This is a genomic window from Brevundimonas sp. 01N35, assembly GCF_056399785.1.
In genome coordinates, this window is the sequence record NZ_JBFTRZ010000007.1 from 83,282 (window position 1) to 99,753 (window position 16,472).

The 16,472-nt window shown below is 67.3% G+C and carries 18 protein-coding genes; 1 reads left to right on the forward strand and 17 read right to left on the reverse strand.

Annotated features, from left to right (window positions below):
• Positions 1–84: 84 nt before the first annotated feature.
• On the reverse strand, positions 85–618 hold the full coding sequence (locus tag AC1DJ5_RS09070; RefSeq protein WP_477020375.1) for a YceD family protein: 534 nt from the start codon (positions 616–618) through the stop codon (positions 85–87).
• The gene (locus AC1DJ5_RS09075; protein WP_477020376.1) at positions 615–1,142 is read right to left on the reverse strand and encodes a ubiquinol-cytochrome C chaperone family protein; all 528 of its coding nucleotides are present in this window, start codon (positions 1,140–1,142) and stop codon (positions 615–617) included. The genes AC1DJ5_RS09070 and AC1DJ5_RS09075 overlap by 4 nt, the downstream gene beginning before the upstream one ends.
• A gap of 87 nt (positions 1,143–1,229) precedes the next feature.
• On the opposite strand from AC1DJ5_RS09075, the gene bamE reads away from it, so the two are divergent.
• Positions 1,230–1,709, forward strand: coding sequence for an outer membrane protein assembly factor BamE domain-containing protein (bamE, locus tag AC1DJ5_RS09080; protein WP_477020377.1), 480 nt, complete (start codon positions 1,230–1,232; stop codon positions 1,707–1,709).
• 104 nt (positions 1,710–1,813) lie between these two features.
• Here bamE and AC1DJ5_RS09085 read toward each other — a convergent pair whose 3' ends face one another.
• From AC1DJ5_RS09085 to gor, 15 genes are all read right to left on the reverse strand, one after another.
• Positions 1,814–3,964, reverse strand: coding sequence for a sodium-translocating pyrophosphatase (locus tag AC1DJ5_RS09085; protein ID WP_477020378.1), 2,151 nt, complete (start codon positions 3,962–3,964; stop codon positions 1,814–1,816).
• A gap of 202 nt (positions 3,965–4,166) precedes the next feature.
• Positions 4,167–4,601, reverse strand: coding sequence for a hypothetical protein (locus AC1DJ5_RS09090; RefSeq protein WP_477020379.1), 435 nt, complete (start codon positions 4,599–4,601; stop codon positions 4,167–4,169).
• A gap of 43 nt (positions 4,602–4,644) precedes the next feature.
• The gene (thiL, locus tag AC1DJ5_RS09095; protein ID WP_477020380.1) at positions 4,645–5,634 is read right to left on the reverse strand and encodes a thiamine-phosphate kinase; all 990 of its coding nucleotides are present in this window, start codon (positions 5,632–5,634) and stop codon (positions 4,645–4,647) included.
• Positions 5,621–6,115 carry a transcription antitermination factor NusB gene (gene nusB, locus AC1DJ5_RS09100; RefSeq protein WP_477020441.1) on the reverse strand — a complete coding sequence of 165 codons (495 nt, stop codon included), beginning with the start codon at positions 6,113–6,115 and terminating at the stop codon, positions 5,621–5,623. The genes thiL and nusB overlap by 14 nt, the downstream gene beginning before the upstream one ends.
• A gap of 41 nt (positions 6,116–6,156) precedes the next feature.
• Complete coding sequence (gene ribH, locus AC1DJ5_RS09105) at positions 6,157–6,618, reverse strand: 6,7-dimethyl-8-ribityllumazine synthase (RefSeq protein ID WP_477020442.1); 462 nt, start codon at positions 6,616–6,618, stop codon at positions 6,157–6,159.
• A complete protein-coding gene (gene ribB, locus AC1DJ5_RS09110; protein WP_441456320.1) occupies positions 6,615–7,748 on the reverse strand; it encodes a 3,4-dihydroxy-2-butanone-4-phosphate synthase in 1,134 nt (377 codons plus the stop codon). The genes ribH and ribB overlap by 4 nt, the downstream gene beginning before the upstream one ends.
• Complete coding sequence (locus AC1DJ5_RS09115) at positions 7,748–8,350, reverse strand: riboflavin synthase (protein WP_477020381.1); 603 nt, start codon at positions 8,348–8,350, stop codon at positions 7,748–7,750. Before AC1DJ5_RS09115 ends, ribB begins: the two co-directional genes overlap by 1 nt.
• A gap of 92 nt (positions 8,351–8,442) precedes the next feature.
• On the reverse strand, positions 8,443–9,069 hold the full coding sequence (locus AC1DJ5_RS09120; protein ID WP_477020382.1) for a RibD family protein: 627 nt from the start codon (positions 9,067–9,069) through the stop codon (positions 8,443–8,445).
• Positions 9,069–9,548, reverse strand: a complete 480-nt coding sequence (gene nrdR / locus AC1DJ5_RS09125; RefSeq protein WP_441456323.1) for a transcriptional regulator NrdR — start codon at positions 9,546–9,548, stop codon at positions 9,069–9,071. The genes AC1DJ5_RS09120 and nrdR overlap by 1 nt, the downstream gene beginning before the upstream one ends.
• 12 nt (positions 9,549–9,560) lie before the next feature.
• Entirely contained in the window at positions 9,561–10,844 is a 1,284-nt protein-coding gene (gene glyA, locus AC1DJ5_RS09130) for a serine hydroxymethyltransferase (RefSeq protein ID WP_477020383.1), read from the reverse strand.
• A gap of 211 nt (positions 10,845–11,055) precedes the next feature.
• Complete coding sequence (locus AC1DJ5_RS09135) at positions 11,056–11,238, reverse strand: DUF6898 family protein (RefSeq protein WP_441456325.1); 183 nt, start codon at positions 11,236–11,238, stop codon at positions 11,056–11,058.
• Entirely contained in the window at positions 11,238–12,464 is a 1,227-nt protein-coding gene (gene hemA / locus AC1DJ5_RS09140; RefSeq protein ID WP_477020384.1) for a 5-aminolevulinate synthase, read from the reverse strand. The genes AC1DJ5_RS09135 and hemA overlap by 1 nt, the downstream gene beginning before the upstream one ends.
• 328 nt (positions 12,465–12,792) lie before the next feature.
• Positions 12,793–13,692 carry a 3-hydroxyisobutyrate dehydrogenase gene (mmsB, locus tag AC1DJ5_RS09145; RefSeq protein WP_477020385.1) on the reverse strand — a complete coding sequence of 300 codons (900 nt, stop codon included), beginning with the start codon at positions 13,690–13,692 and terminating at the stop codon, positions 12,793–12,795.
• 249 nt (positions 13,693–13,941) lie between these two features.
• A complete protein-coding gene (locus AC1DJ5_RS09150; RefSeq protein ID WP_477020386.1) occupies positions 13,942–14,688 on the reverse strand; it encodes a class I SAM-dependent methyltransferase in 747 nt (248 codons plus the stop codon).
• 77 nt (positions 14,689–14,765) lie between these two features.
• Positions 14,766–16,154 carry a glutathione-disulfide reductase gene (gor, locus tag AC1DJ5_RS09155; protein ID WP_477020387.1) on the reverse strand — a complete coding sequence of 463 codons (1,389 nt, stop codon included), beginning with the start codon at positions 16,152–16,154 and terminating at the stop codon, positions 14,766–14,768.
• Positions 16,155–16,472: the final 318 nt, after the last annotated feature.

The window sequence follows — 16,472 nt, forward strand, 5'->3', positions numbered from 1 at the left end:
CGTCGCCGTCTTGTCGCGGCTTCATATATAGGGATGCGGGACGCAAATGTCGCACCCTTGGGATGCTACTAGGTCGCCGTCAGGTCAACCTTGGTCCGAACCGTCGCTCGGGCGTAGGCCCTTCAGCACCGCGAAAGGCGAGATTTCACCCGGTTCCGGCGGCTGCTCGAAGCTCGCACCCGGCTTGCGCGGGAAGGGATCGAGGCTCAACGCCAGTTGTTCGACGGCGTATTGGCCCAGATCAAGACGCCCGTCCTCGATCTGATCCGCCGAATCGTCGTCCAGTTCCAGATCGATTTCGGCGTCCTCGTCGGGCTCGCGCTCGGTCGCCTCGACCATCTGGATCGAGAACTTGCGGTCGATATGGACCGGCAGTGGCTCCAGCGTCAGACCGCAGGTCTGAACCGCGTCGGCCATGACCCGCCCGTCCAGACGCCAGCCGGACACGGTCGGGAGCAGGTTGATGTCCACTTCGAACATGTCGAGCGCCTGAAGGTCCAGGGCGCGGGCGACGCGCTTGCGGGCGTCGGCGTCCGGCGTCAGGCGGCGATGCACGCCGGCGCCGATGTGATGCAGCCGCAGCGGCTCGCTATAGGGCAAGGGGGGGACGTCGTTCATACGGTAATCTCCGACCAGGCCGGAGCGCTGGACACGGTTTCAAACGCTTGCGTCGCCAGAGACTGACGCGAGGCCACGGCGTAACGCGCCAAGGCGTGTCCCGTCGCGGCGTCGGCGCTTTCATAGACGTTCTTGGCCAGCGAGGCGGCCATGGCGTCAATGTCCTCGGCGCGCAGCGGCCCTTCATAGGCGCTCATACGACCATACAGGGACTCGCCCAGCTTGCGCATCTTCTTGCCGACGGAGACGTCGCCCACGCCTAACTCGCGCAGGGTGTTGTCCAGCGACGAGATATAGGTGTCGAACAGCTTCTGCGCGGCCACCTCGCCGCGCTCGCCGTCGCCCTTGAGCCGCAGGAACAGAATCAGGACGTGCAGGGTGTAGAGCTCGAAGCGGGCGTCGATCCGGTCCGCCACGCCCAGCGTAGTGTAAAAAGCCGGCTGGCGAGCCTGTTCGACCGCCAAGGCATACAGGGCGTCGCCCTGGCGCTCATCGGGTCGTTGTCGGAAGAGATTTCTAAGCATGATCACCGGCCCCTTTTCCGCCGCGCCGTTGCACTAGGACGCAGCGCCGGTTAGGTCAAAGACCTTGTTCTGCTGAGGCCCACGCTGATGCCCCGATTTACATCGATCTTCGCCGCGATTTCGCTGGCCGCCGCAGCCGGCGCCTGTGCGCCCACTGTCGCCACCCAGGGCTTCCAGGCGATCGACGCCAAGCCCCAGGATGTCATGGCCGGCACCGACACCAAGGAAACCGTCCTGGCGCGTCTGGGTTCGCCCTCGACGACCTCGACCTTCGAGCCCGACACCGTCTGGTATTATATAACCCAGATGACCGAGCGCTATACCTACAACAAGCCGCAGGTGTCGCAGCGCTCGGTGACCGAGATCACCTTCAACAAGACCGACGACAAGGTTGCCGCCGTCCGCACGCTCAGCCTCGCGGATGGCCGCCAGATCGCCATGGAACGTCGCGAGACGCCGACCCGCGGCCGTCAGCTGACCATTCTCGAACAACTGCTGGGCAACGTCGGCCGCGGCCAGCTGCCGCGCACCGAGGAAGACGTCCCCGGCCAGCGCCGCCCGGACTAAGGCCTCAAAGCCGCGAGCGACCGCGTCGCGAGCATAGGCCCTAAAAAAAACGCCCCGGAGATCGCTCTCCGGGGCGTTCTTCGTTTCCAAGACGGCCTGAGCCCCTAGACGATCTTCCCGCTCGCCAGCACCGCCAGCAGCAGCAGCGCCACGATGTTGGTGATCTTGATCATCGGGTTCACCGCCGGACCAGAGGTGTCCTTGTAGGGGTCGCCCACGGTATCGCCGGTGACGGCGGCCTTGTGCGCCTCAGAGCCCTTGCCGTGGACCACGCCGTTCTTGTCTGTGAAGCCTTCCTCAATCAGCTTCTTGGCGTTGTCCCAGGCGCCGCCGCCCGAGGTCATCGAGATGGCCACGAACAGGCCGGTCACGATGACGCCCATCAGCATGGCTCCCAGCGCGGCGAAGGCGTTGGCCTTGTCCGGCTGTATGAACAGCACCACGACGAACAGGACGATCGGCGACAGCACCGGCAGCAGGCTGGGCACGATCATCTCGCGGATGGCCGCGCTGGTCAGGATGTCCACCGCCTTGCCGTACTCCGGCTTGGTCTGGAACGTCATGATGCCCGGGTTCTCGCGGAACTGACGACGCACCTCGGCCACGACGGCCTCGGCGGCGCGCCCCACCGCCGTCATCGCCATTCCCCCGAACAGGAAGGGCAGCAGTCCCCCGAACAGCAGGCCGACCACGACGTAAGGGTTGGACAGGTCAAAGGCGACGTCGCCCAGACCGTAGAAGAAGCTGCCCGGCTGCGCCTCGGCCGCGAAGAACTTCAGGTCCTCCACATAGGCGGCGAACAGCACCAGCGCCCCCAGGCCCGCCGAACCGATGGCGTAGCCCTTGGTCACGGCCTTGGTGGTGTTGCCCACCGCGTCCAGGGCGTCGGTCGAGACGCGGACTTCCGGCGCCAGGCCCGCCATTTCGGCGATGCCGCCCGCATTGTCGGTGACGGGTCCAAAGGCGTCCAGCGCCACGATCATCCCCGCCACGCCCAGCATGGTCGTGGTGGCGATGGCGATGCCGAACAGGCCCGCCAACTGGAAGGCCGCGACAATGCCGACGATGATGGTCAGCGCCGGCAGGGCCGTCGATTCCAGCGACACGGCCAGACCCTGGATCACATTGGTGCCGTGCCCCGAGACCGAGGCGTTGGCCACCGACTTCACCGGGCGGAAGCCGGTGCCGGTGTAGTATTCGGTGATGACCACGATGGCCGCCGTGACCAGCAGGCCGACGACCCCGGCCCAGAACAGGTTCATGGGCTGGATCAGTTGACCCTGCACCTCGACCCCGCCGGCGGGGACCAGCTGATGGATGACCCACCAGACCGCGACGACCGACAGCACGCCGGTGACGATCAGGCCCTGATACAGAGCCCCCATGATGTTGCCGCCCTTGCCCAGTCGGACAAAGAAGGAGCCGATGATCGAGGTCACGATGCAGATGCCGCAGATCGCCAGCGGCAGCAGCATCATCACCTCCACATAGGGCTGATTGCGGAAGAAGATGGCCGCCAGCACCATGGTCGCCACGGTCGTGACCGCATAGGTCTCGAACAGGTCGGCAGCCATGCCGGCGCAGTCGCCGACGTTGTCGCCCACGTTGTCGGCGATGGTGGCTGCGTTGCGGGGATCATCCTCGGGGATGCCGGCCTCGACCTTGCCCACCATGTCGCCGCCCACGTCGGCGCCCTTGGTGAAGATGCCGCCGCCCAGTCGCGCGAAGATGGAGATCAGCGAGGCGCCGAAGCCCAGCGCCACCAGGCCGTCGACGACCGCGCGGCTGGTGGTCTCAAAGCCCATGCCCAGGGTCATGAAGGCGTAGTAGCCAGACACGCCCAGCAAGGCGCCGCCCGCCACGAACATGCCCGTGATGGCCCCCGAGCGGAACGCCAGGTCCAGCCCCTTGGCCAGACTTTCAGACGCCGCCTGCGCCGTTCGCACATTGGCGCGGACAGAGATCAGCATCCCGGCGAACCCGGCCGATCCCGACAGCACCGCCCCGATCAGGAACCCGAGCGCGGCCCAGGGTCCAATAAGCAAGAAGGCCGCGATAAGAATCACGACCCCGACCATTCCGATAGTTGTGTACTGACGCTTCAGATAGGCGGACGCCCCCTCCTGGATCGCCGCGGCGATCTCACGCATCTTGTCGTTACCAGTGCCGGCCTTCATCAGGACGGCGGTCTGGACGGCGCCGTAAAGCACCCCCAGCGCGCCGGCCGCGATGGCCAGCCAAACGTAATTCATCATGGCGTTTCCAAGCCCTTGTGCAACGAGCACACGGATCCTTGGCGCGGACGGGCGTTTTCGCCTCTGGCCGCCTTCCGGTCCCCCCGTGCGCCTACGGACGCAACCTCACGCCCCCCGGGAATTGCGGCTTAACAGTGTCAAATGCGGGGAGGTGACGCAACACCGCTCTTCGAGCCGGGTCAGGCCAAATTCAAGCGGAGGGTCAGCCGGCGGGCAGCCCAGTGCGACGACGCGGCGCCTGGCTGACGATCTCCACCCGCGTAATCGCGCTCGGGCCGATGAGGGTCGAGGCCGAGCGGATCAGGCTGGCGCTGAGCGCGGCCGTATCCAGTGCGGTCCAGTTGTTGGCCAGGACAAAGGGGGTCCGGTGGCCGGCCCGGACCAGGGCGTCGCGCAGATAGGCCTCCTTGGCCCGCACCGCCTCGACCGTATGGCCGGGGCCAAGGTGCAGTTTCAGCACCACGAAGACGTAGTTCCGCACCCGGCCGTCGGTGATGATCGGCAGCCCCATCCCGGGCAGATTCAAGAAGGCGGCGACAGCGGGTTCAGCCTTCTCGGAGGCGCGCGCCCCGCTGGCGACAGCGACCACAGAGGCGGTCAGGAAGGCTCCAGCCTGGATCAGGGCGCGACGTTGCATGATGCTATCCTGCTCTGTGCCCCGTTAGGATTCCGTTGCGGGCCTAGCCGTGAACCCAGCCGGTTCGGGTGGGGGTGATTTTGTGCCCGAGGTGGCGCACGACCATGCCCTTGCCCTCCACCACCCGGCCGATGCGGGTCAGGCGCAGATGGCGGCGGTCGGCCTCGCGGCGCAGGGCGTTCTCGGCCCCGGCCGGGACGGTCAGGACGATCTCGTAATCGTCGCCGCCGGTCGCCAGCAGCTCCAGAGCGCCTTGCGCGTCCACGCGGCTGTCCAGCCAGGCCTGAGCCGCCGCCGACAGGGGCAGAACCTCCAGATCCAGTTCGATGCCCACGCCGCTGGCCTCGGCGATATGGCCGGCATCGGCCAGCAGGCCGTCGGACACGTCAGCGCTGGCGGTGGCCAGGCCGCGCACGACCGTGGCGAACTCCACGCGCGGCATGGGGGTGCGATAGGCGGCCTCCAGCGCGTCCATGCGCTCGGGCTCCAGCGACAGGCTGCCCTGCGCCGCCTGAAGGCCCAGCCAGCCGTCGCCGATGGTGCCGGTGACGAAGACCAGATCGCCGGGCCGCGCGCCGGCGCGGCTGACGGTGGACCCCACCGGCGCCCAGCCCAGCATGGTGGCGGAGAAGCTGGCCGGTCCCGGCGTCTTGACCGTGTCGCCGCCCAGCAGGGAAATGTCGAAGATGGCCTGATCTCGCCGCAGGCCGGCGACAAAGGCCTCGCGCTCGGGCCAGCCGCAGCGCTCGGACCAGTGGCAGGCCAGCAGATAGCCGAAGGGCTCGGCCCCCTTGGCGGCCAGATCGGACAGGTTCACGCGCAGCAGCTTCTGCGCCACCGTGTCCAGTGGGTCGTCGGGCAGGAAGTGGACGCCCTCGATGATGGCGTCCTTGGTCAGAACCAGATCATGCCCTGGACGCGAGGGCAGCACGGCCACGTCGTCGGCCAGCCCCCTCGCCCATTCCGGGTGCGCCAGCGGCTTCAGAAGCCGCTGGATGGTCTCGAACTCGCCAGCGACATCAATCGCGGGCATCGCGCGCCACGCCGTCGAGCGCCGCGTTCACGAATTTGGCTTCGGCGTCGTCGAAGAAGGCCTTGGCCAGTTCGACATACTCGTCGATGACGATTTCGCGCGGGACGTCGGGCTTGGACTTCAGTTCCCAGGCGCCGCAGCGCAGCAGGGCGCGCAGCGTGGCGTCCAGACGTTCCAGCCGCCAGTTGGAGGCCAGGCGCGCCTTGACCGCTTCGTCGATGCCGCGCTGATCCTCGACCACGCCGTGGACGATGTCCGAGAACCAGGCCTCGTCGGCCTCGGCCAGGGGCGCGCCGTCGATGTCGGCGTCGAAGCGGTGATCGCGGAATTCCTTGACGATGACGTCCACGCCTTCGCCCGCCAACTCCATCTGATACAGGGCCTGGACGGCGGCCAGACGGGCGACCGTGCGAGCGCGACGCTGACGCGAGGTCAGTTGCGGCTCGGCGCGGGCTTTGTCGGCCTCGGCCAACTGGGCCATGACTTCGGCGACGGTCGCCGGGGTGGGTTTGGTCGACTCGGTCACGATGCCAGTCCTCCGCGCAGGCGCTTGCGCAGCGCGATCAGATCCATACAGGCGCGGGCGGCGCCGCCGCCCTTATCGCCTTCGCTCAGACGGGCGCGGGCCCAGGTCTGTTCTTCATCCTCGGTCGTCAGGATGCCGTTGCCGATGGCCAGGCCCTTGAGGCCCAGATGCATGAGGCCGGCGGCCGACTGATCCGAGACGATCTCGAAATGATAGGTCTCGCCCCGGATCACGCAGCCCAGGGCGACATAGCCGTCATAGCGCGGCGCGGTCGGATAGCGGCCAGCCTCTTCGGCCATGGCGATGGCGGTCGGAACCTCCAGCGCGCCGGGAACGGTGACGACGTCGAACTGCACGTTTCGCGCGCGCAGGGCGTCCTTGGCCCCTTCCAGAAGGGCGTCAGCCAGATCGTCGTAATAGCGCGCCTCTACGATGAGGACGCGGGTTGGGTCGTTCAGGATTGGTCTTCTCCGTCCATGTCGCGCCAGCCCACGATGCGCAGGCCGTAGCCTTCAAGCGCCGTCGGATTGGGCCGCGTCGAACTCATCACGATCATGTCTTTGACGCCGAGGTCGAGCAGAATCTGGGCCCCGACGCCATAGGCTTTCAGCGAACGATCCGCGGCGGCGGGCTTGTCCGCCCCGCCCAGCCGCTCGGCCAGGCCGTGCAGGCCCGGATCGCGCAGGAAGACGACGACGCCCGGACCGTCATTGGCGGTCAGCGCCTGCATCGCCTTCGGAATATAGTCCTGACGCGCCTCGACATGGCCCAGCAGGTCGGCGGCGAAGTCGATCTGGTGCATCCGCACGACCGTCGGCTTGGTCGGGTCGATGTCGCCGCGCACCAGGGCGATGTGTTCGGCGCCCTCGATGGTGTTGCGGTACAGGATCAGCTTGAACGGCCCGCCGTGAACGCTCTCGAACGGCGTTTCCAGCACCCGCTCGACAAAGCGTTCGGTGCGGCGGCGATAGGCGATCAGGTCGGCGATGGTGCCGATCTTCAGCCCATGCAGCTGGGCGAAGGCGATCAGGTCGGGCATCCGCGCCATCGTCCCGTCGTCCTTGATGATCTCGCAGATCACCCCGGCGGGGGTCAGACCGGCCATGCGGCTGATGTCGACGGCGGCCTCGGTGTGGCCGGTGCGGACCAGAACGCCGCCGTCGCGGGCGACCAGGGGGAAGATGTGGCCGGGCGAAACGATGTCGTCGGCGCCCTTGGTCGGGTCAGCGGCGACCTGGACGGTATGAGCGCGGTCGGCGGCGGAAATGCCGGTCGTGACGCCTTCCTTGGCCTCGATCGAGACGGTGAAGGCAGTGCCCATGCTCTCGCGGTTCTCGGCGGCCATCGGCGGCAGGCGCAACTGCTTGGCGCGCTCGGCCGTCATGGCCACGCAGACCAGACCGCGGGCGTGCTTGATCATGAAGTTGATCTGATCCGGCGTGGCGAACTGGGCCGGAATGATGATGTCGCCCTCGTTCTCGCGATCCTCGGCGTCCACCAGGATATAGGGGCGGCCGTTGCGGGCGTCCTCGATGATGTCCTCGATCGGGCTGATCGGGCTGTCGTCCATGTTCGCCGCCAATTGCATCACGCCGTCTCCTGCCACCGCGCGAGGTAGCGCGCCAGCATGTCGATCTCCAGGTTGACCTTGTCGCCGACCTTCAGGCCGCCGAGCGTGGTCGCATTCCACGTATGCGGAATGATGTTCAAGTCGAAGCGGCGCTCTTGCACCCCATTCACCGTCAGGGAAACCCCATCGACGGTGATTGAGCCCTTCGGCGCGATAAATCGGTGCAGCGGGGCCGGAGCCTCGACCACGATGCGGTGCGATCCGCCCTCGGGCGTGATCGAGACGACCTCGCCCAGGCCGTCGACGTGGCCGGAGACGATATGGCCGCCCAGTTCGTCGCCCAGTTTCGCGGCGCGTTCCAGATTGACGCGCGTGTCCTCGGTCCAGTCGCCCAGTTTGGTCTTGGACAGGGTCTCGCCCGAGACCTCGACGGCGAACCAGCCCCCCCGCTCATCATGGCCCTTCTCCGTCACCGTCAGGCAGCAGCCCGCGTGGCTGATGGAGGCGCCCAGATCGATGGTCGCCGTGTCCCACACGGTTTCGATCTCGTAGCGACGGTCGCGGTCGGTTTGGCGGACGCTGCGGACGCGGCCGATGTCGGTGACGATGCCGGTGAACATGAAAGCTCCGGTCCCTTCGGACCCAAAAAACAGAGTCTAATTAGTCTGAATCGTCTGAAATCGACCATCGGACAGGGGCCTGATTGGACGCATCACAGTCTTGCGTAGCGTTCCCACAGGTCGTCTCCGACAGGCTCGACGCCCAGACGACGGAACTTGGGGGCATCGGCCAAGTTTGCAAGCGCCAGACCCGCGACGCAGGGCCGCCCCCCCCCGCCCAGCAGGATCGGGGCGCGGAACCATTCGATCGCGTCCACCACGCCGGCTTGCAAGAAGGAGGCGGCGACGCGGCCGCCGCCCTCGATCAGCAGCGAGCCGACGCCGCGCGCGGTCAGGGCATCCAGCACGGCGTCGATGGCGGGGCGGCCGTTCTCGGCTCGGACGCTGATGACCTCGGCCTGACCGATGGCGTGGGGGGCGACGGTCGTCAGGATCAGGGTGTTGCCGCTGGCGACCTTGGCCGTCGCGGGGGTGCGCAAACGGCTGTCCAGCACGACGCGAAGGGGATGCGCCCCGGCGTAGTCCGGCAGACGCACGGTCAGTTCGGGATCATCCGCCAGCACCGTCTCGACGCCGACCAAGATGGCGTCATGGGTCGCGCGCAGGCGATGGCCCTGCTGGCGCGCCTCAGGCCCGGTGATCCATTGGCTCTCGCCCGAGGCCGTGGCGATGCGGCCGTCGAGCGACGTCGCCAGCTTCAGGGTGACGCGCGGGCGCATCAGCCCTTGCCAGAGTCGTCGCTGCCCTCATCCAGCCCTTCGGCGCCGAGGAATTTGGCGAAGTCGCCCGTGTGGCGGAAGTCCTTATAGACCGAGGCGTAACGGACGTAGGCGACCTCATCGACCGACTTCAGCGCCTTCATGATGAAATCGCCGACGATGCTGGACGGGATTTCGGTCTCGCCCAGGCTTTCCAGCTGGCGGACGATGCGGCTGACCAGTTGCTCGACCTGCTCGGGCTGCACCGGGCGCTTGCGCAGGGCGATGCCCAGCGAGCGTTCCAGCTTGTCGCGGTCGAAGGGGGTGCGGCGGCCGTTGCGCTTCAGAATCATCAGCTCGCGCAGCTGCACCCGCTCGAAGGTAGTGAAGCGCCCGTTGCACTGCGGACAGGACCGGCGGCGCCGGATGGCCGCGCCGTCATCAGACGGGCGGCTGTCCTTCACCTGAGTGTCCGGGTTTCCGCAGAAGGGGCACTTCATCCAGTCGTTCCCTTAGCGATAGATCGGGAAGCGCGCGGTCAGTTCGCGCACCTGGGCGGCCACGCCCGCGACGACGGCCGGATCGGCTTCGTCGCCGCCGTTCATCGACGAGACGACGTCGGCGATCCAGTGGCCGATCTGCTTGAACTCTTCCTCGCCGAAGCCGCGCGTGGTGCCGGCCGGGGTGCCCAGACGGACGCCTGAGGTGACGGTGAAGGGCGCGGTGTCGAACGGCACGCCGTTCTTGTTGCAGGTCATCAACGCCTTCTCGAGCTCATGCTCGGTGGCCTTGCCGGTCACGCCCTTGGGACGCAGGTCGACCAGCATCAGGTGGCTGTCCGTGCCGCCCGAGACGATGGCCAGGCCGCGCTCGACCAGGACGCCGGCCAGGGCCTGGGCGTTCTTGACCACCTGTTGGGCGTAGCCCTTGAACTCGGGCTTCAGGGCTTCGCCGAAGGCCACGGCCTTGGCGGCGATGACGTGCTCCAGCGGGCCGCCCTGCAGGCCGGGGAAGACGGCCGAGTTGATCTTCTTGGCGATGTCGCCGTCGTTGGTCAGGATCATGCCGCCGCGCGGGCCGCGCAGGGTCTTGTGCGTCGTCGTCGTGGTGACGTGGGCGTGCGGCACCGGGTCGGGATAGGCGCCGCCGGCGATCAGGCCGGCATAGTGGGCCATGTCGACCATCAGATAGGCGCCGACCGAATCCGCGATCTCGCGGAAGCGCTTGAAGTCGATGTGGCGGCTGTAGGCCGAGGCGCCGGCCAGGATCAGCTTGGGCTTCTCCTTCTCGGCCATTTCGGCGACGTGGTCGTAGTCGATCAGGTGGGTGTCTTCGCGAACCTTGTAGGTCACGGGGCGGAACCACTTGCCCGACTGGTTGGCGGGCGAACCGTGCGTCAGGTGACCGCCGCAGGCCAGGTCCATGCCGAGGAAGGTGTCGCCCGGCTGAAGCAGGGTGAAGAAGACCGCCTGGTTGGCCTGGGCGCCCGAGTGGGGCTGGACGTTGGCGAAGGCGGCGCCGAACAATTCCTTGGCGCGCTCGCGGGCCAGGTCCTCGGTGATGTCGACGAACTCGCAGCCGCCATAGTAGCGGCGCCCCGGATAGCCCTCGGCGTACTTGTTGGTCAGGACCGAGCCCTGCGCGTCCAGCACCGCCTGCGAGACGATGTTTTCCGAAGCGATCAGCTCGATCTGCTCCTTCTGGCGGCCCAGTTCGCCCTGGATGCCCTTGAAGATCGCCGGATCAGCGTCGGCGAGGGTCTTGGAGAAATATGCGTCGTGGGTAAAGGCGGTCACTGGCGGGCATCCCGAAGGCTGAAGGCGGAAACGACGGCACCTATCTAGGCCGCGCCGCCGAACACCACAACATCTAGGGGGCTGGAAGCCGCTCACCCCCGTCATCCCAGAAGCGGCGCAGCCGCTATCCGGGACCGCTGGAAGCGCCAACGTCGGCGTGTCGGGCGGTCCCGGCTCTGCGCTGCGCTTCGGCCGGGATGACAGGGAGAATTCAGCGCTGCGACAACGCCCGCTTCAGCTTGGCGATCGCCACGCGTTCGACCGCGCGCGGCTCGGCGGCCGGGCCCATGGCCGAGACCTCGACGCCCGTGGCCGCGTGCACGGCCGAGCATTTCACATAGGTCCCGTTGCGGACGAACTCGACGAGAACTTCGCCCAGCTCCGTCTCGGCCATCAGGCGGCGACCGGCTGCCGGGCCACGTTGCAGTGCGACCAGAGCTTGTCCATGGCGTCGACCAGCTTGTCGATCATGCCGTCGTCGTGGTCCGGCGACGGGGTGAAGCGCAGGCGCTCGGTGCCCTTGGGCACGGTCGGGTAGTTGATCGGCTGGACGTAGATGCCGAAGTCTTCCAACAGCATATCCGAGATCAGCTTGCAGTGCACCGGATTGCCGACGTGCACCGGCACGATGTGGCTGACGCTGGGCAGGACCGGGATGCCGGCGGCGCTGAGGCGGCGCTTCAGGGTCTCGGCGCGCTCCTGATGGGCGACGCGCAGTTCCGGGTGCGCCTTCAGGTGACGGACCGAGGCCAAGGCCCCGGCGGTCAAGGCCGGCGGCAGGCTGGTGGTGAAGATGAAGCCCGAGGCCCAGCTGCGCACCGCGTCCACGATCACCGCGTCAGCGGCGATATAGCCGCCCATGACGCCGATGGCCTTGCCTAGGGTGCATTCGACGATGTCGATGCCGTCCAGCAGGCCGTCGCGCTCGGCCACGCCCGCGCCGGTGGCGCCGTAGAGGCCGACCGCATGGACCTCGTCCAGATAGGTCATGGCGCCGTATTTCTTGGCCAGGGCGACGGTGCCGGCGACGTCGGCGATGTCGCCGTCCATCGAATAGACGCTCTCGAAGGCGACCAGCTTGGGCGCGCCCAGCGGGGCGGCGGCCAGAAGCTCCTCAAGGTGTTCCAGGTCGTTGTGACGGAAGATGTGGCGCGGACCGCCGCCGTGGCGGATGCCCTCGATCATCGAGGCGTGGTTCAGGGCGTCGGAGAAGATGATCAGGCCCGGCAGAATCTTCTGCAGCGTCGCCAGCGTCGCCTCATTGGCCACATAGCCCGAGGTGAACAGAAGCGCCGCTTCCTTCTGGTGCCAGCTGGCCAGCTCGGCTTCCAGGTCAACCGCCGAGCGCGTGGTGCCCGAGATATTGCGCGTGCCGCCAGCCCCGGCGCCCACGGCGTCGATCTCGGCCTTCATGGCGTCCAGCACCACCGGATGCTGGCCCATGCCCAGATAGTCGTTGGAGCACCAGACCACGACGTCCTGTTCGGACCCGTCCTCGCGGCGGCGGACCGCCTGCGGGAACTGGCCGCGCACGCGCTTCAGATCGGCAAAGACGCGATAGCGGCCTTCGCTGCGAACCTGCTCAACAGAGCTTTGAAAGGCGGACTTATAGTCGAACAAGGCGGCAGTTCTTTCGCTTATACAGCTTTCCGCGCCTAATTGCGCTCACCGCCCAGCGTTGTCCATGTCGAGAGCGGGACAAAGTGTCTCAAGCCCTTAAATGATAACGGTTCTCATTTTAGTGGCCCGCGGTCGTCGGCCCTGCGGGACCTCCCGACCCGACGCGGGCTGAGACCCACTTTCCTCCCTGTCGCGCAGCGATGGGGAGGTGGATCGGCGCCGAAAGGCGACGAGACGGAGGGGGCGACTCGACGGCTGACGTCTGCGCCGCCCCCTCCACCACTTCGTGGTCCCCCTCCCCACTTCGTGGGGAGGAAAGAAGCAGGCCCTAGTTCGCCAGCGTATCCAGCCGCCCGCGCAGCATCTGCACCATGGCGGAGAAGTCCTTGCCGCCGTAGCCGAGGCCGTTGAACAGGGAATAGAGGGCCTCGGCCTGGGCGCCCAGCGGCGTAGTGGCGCCCGCCTTGGCGGCGGCGTCCTGGGCCAGCTTGAGGTCCTTCAGCATCATGGCGGTGGCGAAGCCCCCTTCGTAGTCGCGGTTCGAGGGGGCGGTCGGGACCGGGCCGGCCCAGGGGTAGTAGTTGCTGACGCTCCAGCACTGGCCCGAGGACTTGGAGGCGATCTCGAAGAAGCGTTCCGGCTCCAGGCCCAGCTTCTCGGCCAGGGCGATGGCCTCGCAGGTGCCGATCATCGAGATGCCCAGCAGCATGTTGTTGCAGATCTTGGCCGCTTGGCCCGCGCCGTGGTCGCCGGCGCGGATGGTGATGCGGCTCATGGGGGCCAGGGCCGGTTCGACACGGGCGAAGTCCGCCTCGTCGCAGCCGACCATGAAGGCCAGGGTGCCGGCGTCGGCGGCGGCGGTGCCGCCCGAGACGGGGGCGTCGGCGAAGGCGTAGCCGGCGTCCTTGGCCAGCGTCGCGACCTTGCGCGCCGTCTCCACGTCGATGGTCGAGCAGTCCAGCAACAAGGCGCTGGCCGGGGCCACGCCGATGATCTGTTCCGAATAGACGCCCAGCACGTGTGGTCCGGCGGGCAGCATGGTGATGACCGCCTCGGCGTCCTTCACGGCCTCGGCGACCGAACTGACCGTGCGGCACCCGGCCTCGGCGGCCCGTTCCAGCGCGGCGGGCGACAGGTCAAAGGCGGCGACGTCATGCCCGGCCTTGGCCTGATTGGCGGCCATGCCGCCGCCCATGTTGCCGAGACCGATGAAGGCGATGCAAGTCATCAGAGCGTTTCCCTTATGGATTTTGGCCGAGGGTTAGCGCCGCCCGGCCCGCTTCGCCAGTCACCAGTTTGATAGGTCGCGCCCAAAGGCCGGTGTCTCACGCTCTGCCCCCCCCTTCATGCGTCATCCCCGGCCTTGTGCCGGGGATCCAGACACTCGAGCGTCGCCAGGACCGCGCGGCGCCCCGAACTTGGGATGTCGTGTTTATGGATTCTCGGCACAAGGCCGAGAATGACGCCCAAGAACAACCTATAGCGGTTTTCTGAAGCGATAGACGAACTGGTCGGTCTTGCCGCGAATGGCCTCGTCGAAGACGTTCAGGCTGTGATTGTCCGCCGGGTTGGCCACCGCCGAGGTCTCGCCGTCGAAGACGAAGCCCGCGGCCTCAACCTCCTTGCGCAACTGCGCGCCCTCGATCCGGTGCAGGGTCCCGACGACGGTGTTGCCGGCGCCGGGGGCGGCCTGATGGTCGATGACCACGAACAGGCCGCCGGGCTTCAGCGCCGCATAGATGGCCGCGTTCATCCGGGTCACGTCCACGCCGAAACTGGGGATGTGGAAGTCGTGGTATTCCTGGCTCATGAAGACCACGTCCAGCGGCTGGTCAAAGGCCATGGCGTCCAGGTCGCCGTTGACGCGGCTGACGTTGGGATAGGCGGCGACCAGGGCGTCGGCGCGCGGGTTCTCGCGCTCGGCGGTCTTGTTGGGCACGAAGGCGTAGACGTGACCGCCCTCGCCCACCACCCGCGCGAACAGACGGGTGAAATAGCCCGCGCCGGGGCGGATGTCGGCGATGCGCTGGCCCGGCCGAAGCTGGGCGAAGGCGAGGATCTCGGCCGGATGACGCAGCGGATCGCGCGCGACCTCGTCGGCGGGACGCAAGCTGTCGGCGACGGCGCTTTGCACCAGACCAGCCGGCGGGGCGCTCTGGGCCAGAACCGGCGAAGCGGCGACCAGCAGGGCGGACAGGGCGGCGGCGAGCAGGCAGGACTTCATGGGGCGACCTCCGGGAAAGCTGGGCCGCATAAGGCGCGTGGATGAGGCGACTGGCAAGCCGCCTCATCCAACAGGGTTCAGCCCGCCGACATCGACGCCGGGGACTGCTTCTCTTTCAGCGTGACCAGTTCCTCGGCCATGGTCGGGTGGACGGCGCAGGTGGCGTCCCACTGGGCCTTGGTCAGGCCGGCCTTCACGGCGATGGCGGCCAGTTGGATCATCTCCGGGCTTTCCGGGCCGACGATGTGGACGCCGACGACGCGCTGGCTGTCGGCGTCGACCACCAGCTTCATCAGCACCCGCTCCTCCGAGCCGGTGAAGGCGTACTTCATCGGCCGGAAGCGGGTCACATAGACATCGACGCCGTTCGTGCAGGCGCGGCGCGCCTCATGCTCGCTCAGGCCGACGACGCCGACCGGCGGCTGGCTGAAGACGGCGGTGGCGACGGCTTCATAGTCGAAGTGCTGCGGGTTGTTCTTGTAGACCGTCTCGTGGAAGGCGACCGCCTCGCGGATGGCGACCGGCGTCAGGTTCATCCGGTCGGTCACGTCGCCGATGGCCCAGATGTTGTCGGCCGAGGTCTTCGAGAAGGGATCAACGGCGATGGCGCCCTCGTCGTTCAGCTCGACGCCCGCGTTTTCCAGCCCCAGTCCCTTGACGTAGGGGACGCGGCCCGTGGCGAACATGACCACGTCGGTCTCCAGCGTCATGCCGTTGCCCAGGTGGTTGACCAGGCCGCTCTCGGTCTTCTCGATCGACGTGTGCTGGCAGCCCAGGATGACCTTGATGCCGCGCTTCTCGATCTCGCCCGCCAGATGGGCGCGCACGTCGTCGTCAAAGCCGCGCAGGATATTCGGCCCGCGATAGATCAGGGTCGTCTCGACGCCCAGACCAGCAAAGATGCCCGCGAACTCGACCGCGATATAGCCGCCGCCCGCGATCAGGATGCGCTTGGGCAGTTCCGGCAGGTGGAAGGCTTCTTCGGAGGTGATGGCGTGTTCAACGCCCGGCAGGTCCTCGGGCTTCCACGGACGGCCGCCGGTGGCGATCAGGATCTTCTCGGCGGTGAAGGTCTGGTTCTTGCCGACGATCTCGACGGTGTGGGCGTCCTTCATCACGGCGCGGCCGTGGACCAGATCGACACCCGCCTTGCCCAGGTTGGCGGCGTAGATGCCCGACAGGCGGGCGATCTCGACGTCCTTGGCCTGAAGGAAGGTCGGCCAGTCGAATTTGGCGTCAGCGAAGGACCAGCCATAGCCCTCGGCAATCTCCAGCGCGTGGCTGACTTCCGAGGCCATGACCATGAACTTCTTGGGCACGCAGCCGCGAATGACGCAGGTGCCGCCGACCCGATACTCCTCGGCCACGGCCACCTTCTTGCCGCCCAGCGCGGTCAGCCGCGCGGCGCGCACCCCGCCCGAACCGGCGCCGATGACGAAGAGGTCGTAGTCGTAGGCGTCGGACATTCGGTAAGCTCCGGGCGCCGTGGCGGCGCAGCAATCAAAGGGCGCATCCATCGGCGCGCCTCGCACAGGCACGGCAGTTAGGCAGGAGCCACGCCGGACGCAAGCCGGGCGCCATTTGACCCGCCTCTCGATTTGATCGAGGCTTCGCCGAACGACAATCTTCGAAAGAAGGCTCTCATGCTGGCTTCCCTCCTCGCCGCCCTCGCAATCACCGTCGCACCCCAGGAACGCGAACCGCTCACCGACGGCTTCGACCGTCGGTGAGCGGTCTCGAAGGTCAGGGGAGATAGGCGGCGGCTTCGCCGACGTTCTTCTTCG

Coding starts and splice junctions, on each gene's coding strand:
- AC1DJ5_RS09120 (WP_477020382.1), bottom strand. CDS start 9,069: ATGCGCCCGCGCGTCACCCTGAAGCTGGCGACGTCGCTCGACGGCCGC.
- AC1DJ5_RS09090 (WP_477020379.1), bottom strand. CDS start 4,601: ATGCAACGTCGCGCCCTGATCCAGGCTGGAGCCTTCCTGACCGCCTCT.
- AC1DJ5_RS09135 (WP_441456325.1), bottom strand. CDS start 11,238: ATGGCCGAGACGGAGCTGGGCGAAGTTCTCGTCGAGTTCGTCCGCAAC.
- thiL (WP_477020380.1), bottom strand. CDS start 5,634: ATGCCCGCGATTGATGTCGCTGGCGAGTTCGAGACCATCCAGCGGCTT.
- bamE (WP_477020377.1), top strand. CDS start 1,230: ATGCCCCGATTTACATCGATCTTCGCCGCGATTTCGCTGGCCGCCGCA.
- AC1DJ5_RS09150 (WP_477020386.1), bottom strand. CDS start 14,688: ATGAAGTCCTGCCTGCTCGCCGCCGCCCTGTCCGCCCTGCTGGTCGCC.
- AC1DJ5_RS09085 (WP_477020378.1), bottom strand. CDS start 3,964: ATGATGAATTACGTTTGGCTGGCCATCGCGGCCGGCGCGCTGGGGGTG.
- ribB (WP_441456320.1), bottom strand. CDS start 7,748: ATGCAATTGGCGGCGAACATGGACGACAGCCCGATCAGCCCGATCGAG.
- gor (WP_477020387.1), bottom strand. CDS start 16,154: ATGTCCGACGCCTACGACTACGACCTCTTCGTCATCGGCGCCGGTTCG.
- AC1DJ5_RS09070 (WP_477020375.1), bottom strand. CDS start 618: ATGAACGACGTCCCCCCCTTGCCCTATAGCGAGCCGCTGCGGCTGCAT.
- nusB (WP_477020441.1), bottom strand. CDS start 6,115: ATGGCCCAGTTGGCCGAGGCCGACAAAGCCCGCGCCGAGCCGCAACTG.
- AC1DJ5_RS09075 (WP_477020376.1), bottom strand. CDS start 1,142: ATGCTTAGAAATCTCTTCCGACAACGACCCGATGAGCGCCAGGGCGAC.
- nrdR (WP_441456323.1), bottom strand. CDS start 9,548: ATGAAGTGCCCCTTCTGCGGAAACCCGGACACTCAGGTGAAGGACAGC.
- AC1DJ5_RS09115 (WP_477020381.1), bottom strand. CDS start 8,350: ATGTTCACCGGCATCGTCACCGACATCGGCCGCGTCCGCAGCGTCCGC.
- mmsB (WP_477020385.1), bottom strand. CDS start 13,692: ATGACTTGCATCGCCTTCATCGGTCTCGGCAACATGGGCGGCGGCATG.